5 protein-coding genes are annotated in these 6,725 nt (G+C 45.5%); 4 read left to right on the top strand and 1 reads right to left on the bottom strand.

Translation table 11 applies throughout. The features are described from left to right. The coding region (locus CYL31_RS08905) for a retention module-containing protein (protein WP_212918560.1) at positions 1 to 2,243 on the bottom strand (2,243 nt) is incomplete at its 3' end. A 464-nt stretch (positions 2,244 to 2,707) separates the two neighbouring features. Between CYL31_RS08905 and CYL31_RS08900 the strand changes: the two genes are divergently transcribed. The 4 genes from CYL31_RS08900 to CYL31_RS08885 all read left to right on the top strand — a co-directional run bounded on the left by CYL31_RS08900 (position 2,708) and on the right by CYL31_RS08885 (position 6,705). Beyond that, the gene (locus tag CYL31_RS08900) at positions 2,708 to 4,198 is read left to right on the top strand and encodes a SulP family inorganic anion transporter (RefSeq protein WP_212918559.1); all 1,491 of its coding nucleotides are present in this window, start codon (positions 2,708 to 2,710) and stop codon (positions 4,196 to 4,198) included. Positions 4,199 to 4,229: 31 nt separating this feature from the next. Further along, positions 4,230 to 5,081 (top strand): universal stress protein, encoded by an 852-nt coding sequence (locus CYL31_RS08895; RefSeq protein WP_212918558.1) that lies wholly within the window; start codon positions 4,230 to 4,232, stop codon positions 5,079 to 5,081. A gap of 230 nt (positions 5,082 to 5,311) precedes the next feature. Then, entirely contained in the window at positions 5,312 to 5,656 is a 345-nt protein-coding gene (locus CYL31_RS08890) for a metalloregulator ArsR/SmtB family transcription factor (RefSeq protein WP_012069554.1), read from the top strand. Between the two features lie 35 nt (positions 5,657 to 5,691). Continuing rightward, the gene (locus CYL31_RS08885) at positions 5,692 to 6,705 is read left to right on the top strand and encodes an ArsJ-associated glyceraldehyde-3-phosphate dehydrogenase (RefSeq protein WP_212918557.1); all 1,014 of its coding nucleotides are present in this window, start codon (positions 5,692 to 5,694) and stop codon (positions 6,703 to 6,705) included. The last annotated feature ends 20 nt before the right edge of the window (positions 6,706 to 6,725 follow it).

Genomic DNA, 6,725 nt, shown 5'->3' with positions numbered 1-6,725 from the left:
TTATCAGAAGACACGGTCGCATCCGCACCGCTCACGCTGTCGATGCTGACTGTGAAGGATTCTGCTCCTTCGTAGATGCCGTCATTGATGGTCGTGATGTCGAGGTCCGCAGTCGTTGAGCCCGCTGGGATCGTCACGCTCGCGACGCCTGTGAAGTCACTGCCGTCTGCCGCCACACCGCTGTAGGTGAAGTTCACGACAACCGCTTCATCAGCCTCTTGGTCGATGCTCACGGTGAAGCCTGCTACGTCACCTTCATCTACATTCGTTTGATCCGCCGCGATGCTCACCACTGGCGCGCTTTCGTTATCTATAATTGTAGCAGTCCCCGTCTGACCACCAACCGTAAGTGTAAATACTTCATTTGCTTCATAGATATTGTCATCGGTCGTCGCGACCGTCGCCGTGAACTCGGTCACGCCCGCTGGGACTGTGATCTTGCCACTGTCCGCATCGTAAGTGACACCACCGCTGAACGTCACGTTCGACAGGTCTGTGTCGTAGTCGTCGCTGCCCGCTGTGCCGTTCGTCAAGCTAAAATCGTAGGTCGTCGCACTGCTGCTTGCATTACTTAGACTTATAGTAAAGACGGCGCCTTCGCCTTCATCCACCGCGTCGCCATCCGCATTCACTGCAGAAGTTATATTATTAACAACGGGAGCATTATCATTATCTATGATGGTTGTTGTCGCTATGTCATTACCTATAACGCCATCAACACCAATAACTCTTACCGAAAAGTTTTCATTACTTTCTTGGATACCATCTACAATCGTTGGCACAGTAACATTTAAACTAGTTACACCTGCTGGTATTGTCACAGAACCATCGGAGCTAACAGTTAATGATTGAGTATCGCCATTGCTATCAACGTAACTAACTCCCATCGCGCCAATATCATCAGCACTCGCCGTTTCAAAAGAAGTTGTTAGTCGAATTGTGACATCACTTCCAGGCGCTTGACTTAAAGATATAATAAATTGAGCATCATCTCCTTCTTGTGTTGTTCCATTATCATCGATGCTAACGATTACATTTGTATCAACATCATAATTTCCCACAGCATTAGCAGTGAAGCTATTTCCAAATTCATCTGAGCCAGTAACACTAGCAACGATGCTACTATCTGCCGCCAAATCAGATCCATTCACTTCAATGCTATAAACCAAAACAGTCGACCCAGTCACCATCGAGTTAACGACTGAACCTGTATAATTTTGACCATTTACAGTTAAAGTGACCGTATCACCTATTGCAGCATCTCCTGCTACAGTACCTGTTATATTGACAGTGCTTGAAGCTTCATTAGAGTTAATGACATTGTCGTCAGTGATAGGATCGATAGTAATCGTAGCATCCGCAGAAACATCAACCGTATGAGTCGATGAGCCTGTGCTCTGAACTGTATTTCCAGAGCTATTACTGGATGTTACAACCGCATCAAATGCTGTATCTGCCGCCAAATCTGCGCCAGCTACCCCAACAGACCAAGTCCCAATTGCGCTAACTACTGTCGTGTAAGTAACACCATTGATCACCAATACAACTGGGTCACCCTGTGAAATATCACCACCAGTGGCTGTACCCGTTACAGTAATCGTGCCACTTGCTTCGACTTCATTGACAACATCATCTGCGGTAATTGGATTAACTGTAACGGTACCTGCAACTGCTGGCGTACTAACTGCAGCAGGAGTCGTTCTATCCGAAGTGGAAGGCGTCGGATTTTGAGGTTGCGTGGTTTGCCCACCGTTGCCGTTATTTGTGTCATTACCAAACGTTGGCAGTGCATTGAACGTATCATTACCAAAGGTAGGAAGTGCCGTATTGTCGTTTCGATCAATATCGACATCAACGCGTTGCTGCTCACCTGTAAGTTCGCCCGCTGCCGGAGCTTCTTGAATTAAGGTAGGGTCATCACCCGCTAAGATGGCGTCTTGTAACGCATCAACATCAGTAGAAGAATCCGCAACAAGATCTGCGTTATCGCCTGTGTTGTATATTTCGTCCGTCATTTCGACAGCAGAGTCGCCACCAATCACCACTTCAGTACCATCGACAAAGGCGATCGTCACTGAACTATTCGTCCCTGTCACGACAGTCTCGCCGAAGAAAATCGGGTCGCCGATTTTCACCACACGCTCTTGGCCATCAATAGATTGGATAGTCACGGAGCCGGTTAACTTAGTGATAAAGCCGATCGCGTTGCCTAGTGTTGCAAATGGTGGTTGACTGTCGCTCATGATACTTTCCCTAAAAAAGAAGACTAAAAGTAAGTCGTAATAGTTCTATAATTACTCTCAAGATAGGGGATAAAAGACAAGGTCGCTATTGTACCTTGGTACAGTCAGTCCACTTTTTTAACATTTTCTATCCTTTTTTGGTTCTTTTTTGCCTTCCTCCCTAAATACCGCACTCCTTCTACCTCATTGTCATTGCTATGCATAAATCAACTCTTTATAATTTCTGCTCTTTCGGGCACAGATCTTAAGCACTTAAGGGTCAAACGCTGCACGATGCCTATTTCAGAGTCTCTAGGACTCATTCTATGAGCCTTTATGGGAGTGTTTCGCATACCCCTAATCATGGCCTAATATTCCGAACATATTTTTATAAAAACGGCTAACAAGATAAAAAACCTATAAAGCAAACCGCTAATAAACTAGCGGCTACAGCTATTTGCTCTAATTTATTCAGAAGGTAATACATGATCGATACGATAAAACGAGACTGGTTCTCAAACATTAAAGGCGATTCTCTCGCTGGTACAGTAGTTGCTCTTGCTTTGATTCCAGAGGCAATTGCTTTTTCGATCATCGCAGGCGTTGACCCTAAAGTAGGCTTGTATGCCTCTTTTTGTATTGCTGTGGTGATCTCATTTGTAGGCGGTCGCCCTGGGATGATCTCTGCTGCCACAGGTGCGATGGCGCTATTAATGGTTACCTTGGTAAAAGAGCATGGTTTAGAGTACTTACTTGCAGCCACGCTATTAACAGGTGTTTTCCAGATAATAGCGGGGTATTTAAAGCTCGGCGCATTAATGAGATTTGTCTCGCGGTCCGTCGTAACAGGGTTTGTTAACGCCTTAGCCATTTTGATTTTTATGGCGCAGCTGCCGGAACTAACCAATGTCACTTGGCATGTATACGCGATGACGGCCGCTGGCTTGGGTATTATTTATCTATTCCCATTGCTTCCTGTCATAGGCAAAGCACTTCCTTCACCATTAGTATGTATCGTCGTACTGACTGCCTTTGCAATGGTTTATGGCTTAGATATTCGTACCGTTGGCGATATGGGTGAACTACCAGATACCCTACCTGTCTTCCTTTGGCCAGACGTACCGTTAAACCTAGAAACCCTAATGATCATTTTGCCTTACTCACTTGGTCTTGCTGTCGTCGGTTTGCTGGAATCCATGATGACAGCAACCATTGTTGATGAATTCACTGATACAGGCAGTGACAAGAACCGCGAGTGTAAAGGTCAAGGGGTTGCTAACATAGCTTCTGGTCTTTTGGGCGGCATGGCGGGGTGCGCCATGATCGGACAATCTGTCATTAACGTAAAATCCGGTGGTCGTGGTCGTCTTTCCACTTTTATCGCAGGTTTCTTATTGTTGATCATGGTGGTTTTCTTGGACGATCTGATTAGTCAAATCCCAATGGCTGCTTTGGTTGCCGTGATGATCATGGTATCGATTGGTACTTTCTCTTGGGAATCTATCATCAACCTGAAAAAACATCCGTTATCGACTAATATTGTAATGTTGGCGACCGTTTCTATTGTGGTTGCCACACATAATTTAGCAATCGGTGTTTTTGTCGGTGTGTTGTTGGCATCTTTGTTCTTTGCTCACAAAATCGGTCGTTTTATGGTGGTGAAAAACGAACAAGGTGAACAAACAGGTCATCGTACTTATAAAGTCATCGGACAAGTGTTTTTTGCATCGTCAGATCAATTTAACGCGTCTTTTGATTTTAAAGAAGCGGTTGAAAGAGTTACGATTGATTTAACTGATGCACATTTCTGGGACATCACAGCCGTATCCGCTATGGATAAGGTCGTGATTAAATTCCGTCGCGAAGGTGCTGAGGTTGAGCTGGTAGGAATGAACGAAGCCAGTGCGACAGTCGTCGATAAATTTGGGGTTCACAACAACCCTGAAGAAGTCGAAAAAGTAATGGGTGGCCACTAAAACACCCTAGAATAACAACAAGGAGTGCAACATGACTAATATAATAGCTTGTATCGATGGCTCTTCTCTATCTGAGTGTGTCACCACAGCATCAGTGTGGGCGGCCAAGCAAATGGGTTCGCCATTAACCTTGATGCACTCCTTGGAAAAAGAAGCGGCGAGAACCGATGAAGATCTTTCTGGTTCAATCGGCTTAGGCAGCCGAGAGCACTTACTAGAAGAGCTCGTTGCCCTTGATGCTAAACGCGCTAAATTAGCCTTAGAGCATGGCAAGCTGGTGCTCGAAAACGCCAAAGCATTTGCTCATAAGGCTGGCGCCAAGCAAATCGAGCTATTACAGCGTCATGGCGATCTAGTGGAAAACCTCCTCGACCTTGAGGAAGAAACTCGCCTTATCGTCGTGGGTCGTTGTGGCAGCGGCCATACTCAAAGCGCCCACACCATTGGCTCTCATATTGAGCGAGTCGCTCGAACATTGCATCGACCAATATTAATTAGTGTTGGCCAATTTAAAGCACCGACCAACTTTATGATTGCTTACGATGGCCGAGAAGCCGCGGACAACGCCATAGTACGTATAGCCCAAAGTCCGTTATTGCTTGGCCTACCTTGCCACCTAGTCATGGCTGGCGAAGCAACACCAGAAAGACGTCTGAAACTAGAAGAAGCACATCGCAAACTTGAAGAAGAAGGCTTTGACGTCACGGCATCCATCATTCCGGGGAAGATTTACCCTGTGCTGACTCAATACCGTGAAGAGAACCAGATCGAACTTATGGCGATGGGCGCGTATGCTCACTCTAAAGTTCGCCAATTCTTCGTTGGTAGCAACACTAGCAAGATGATAATCGAGAGCGATATTCCACTTTTGATTTTGCGTTAGAGCATTCAATTTCGATCAAACAATACTCATCAAACAATATCCATCAAACAATATCTATCAAGGGCGACTTCCTCGGAACTCGCCCTTTTTATTGCCTTCGACTTTTCTATTGTCAGCCCAAACCATAGATGAACTTTTTGTTAAATGTTTAACAATTAGAATATATGATTTTGCATATATACGCTTTTCCACATATACTTCCATCAACATTAACTGATGTGTTTTTTACAATGAAGCCCGATCATTTCTACAAAGCGCTCGCCGATGACACCCGATTGCGAAGCCTATTACTCATTACTCAATATCAAGAACTGTGCGTTTGCGAACTCACCGAAGCACTAAATGAAACGCAACCTAAAATATCTCGCCACCTTGCCCAGCTACGAAAAAATGGTGTTTTGAGTGATCGAAGACAAGGACAATGGGTGTTTTATCAATTGCATCCAGAACTGCCCAATTGGGCGAAGAGTGTCTTACAAACCACACTAGACAACCAAATTTTGTGGCTAAAAGACAACATAGATCAGCTCGAAACCATGGGTGGCAGGCCAAAACGTACTGGAACTTGCTGCTAAACATCCAATTTTCATCATGCATTTGAGACAACACAATGACTATTAAAGTAGGAATAAACGGCTTTGGTCGTATGGGACGACTTTCTTTTCGCGCAGCTTTTGACTGGGACGATATAGAGTTTGTGCAAATCAACGATCTAAAAGGTGATGCAGCCACACTCGCTCACTTGGTTAACTTCGACTCGGTTCATGGTCTCTGGCACAACGAGGCAAGCAGCGAAGGCAACAATATCATTGTGAATGGCAAAACCATCACTTGCACACAAAACCGTACACTCGCAGAAACGGACTGGTCACAGTGCGACGTGGTGATTGAAGCGACTGGCGTAATGAAAACCAAAGCTGCTCTGCAAGCTTATTTAGACCAAGGTGTAAAGCGCGTCGTGGTAACCGCACCAGTGAAAGAAGATGGCGTGCTGAATATCGTCATGGGCGTTAACGATGGCGATTATGATCCAAGCTTGCACCCTATCATCACCGCAGCGTCTTGTACCACCAACTCACTCGCCCCAGTCGTCAAAGTCTTACAAGATGCCATAGGCATCAAACATGGCTCTATGACCACGATTCATAGCATCACCAACACACAAACTATCATCGATGCGCCACACAAAGATCTACGCCGTGCTCGTTCTTGTGGCAGCAGTTTGATTCCAACCACCACAGGCTCCGCAACAGCCATCACACATATCTTCCCAGCACTAAAAGGCAAACTAAACGGCCACGCTGTGCGCGTGCCTTTGACCAACGCCTCTTTAACTGATTGCGTGTTTGAAATGAAACGCCCAACGTCAGAAGAAGAAATCAATCAACTACTCAAAACCGCCAGCGAAGGCGAATTAAAAAACATTCTTGGCTACGAAGTTCGCCCATTAGTATCGATTGATTACCGTACCGATCCACGCTCTTGCATCATCGATGCACTCAGCACCATGGTGATTAATGGGACACAAGTAAAACTCTACGTTTGGTACGACAACGAATGGGGTTACGCAAATCGTACAGCCGAATTGGTGCGCAAAGTCGGCAAGCTAGACAAAGCGATCTAATACAAACAACAGAGCAAAGC

Origin of the sequence: Marinomonas sp. A3A (assembly GCF_018336955.1) — a bacterium.
Taxonomy (GTDB): Bacteria; Pseudomonadota; Gammaproteobacteria; order Pseudomonadales; family Marinomonadaceae; genus Marinomonas; species Marinomonas lutimaris.
The sequence above is the reverse complement of the archived record's forward strand: the minus strand, read 5'-3'. Positions and strand labels throughout refer to the sequence as shown.

Bases quoted from the DNA above. Each gene is read 5' to 3' on its own strand.
- CYL31_RS08890 (WP_012069554.1), top strand. From the start codon at position 5,312: ATGAAGCCCGATCATTTCTACAAAGCGCTCGCCGATGACACCCGATTG.
- CYL31_RS08900 (WP_212918559.1), top strand. From the start codon at position 2,708: ATGATCGATACGATAAAACGAGACTGGTTCTCAAACATTAAAGGCGAT.
- CYL31_RS08895 (WP_212918558.1), top strand. From the start codon at position 4,230: ATGACTAATATAATAGCTTGTATCGATGGCTCTTCTCTATCTGAGTGT.
- CYL31_RS08885 (WP_212918557.1), top strand. From the start codon at position 5,692: ATGACTATTAAAGTAGGAATAAACGGCTTTGGTCGTATGGGACGACTT.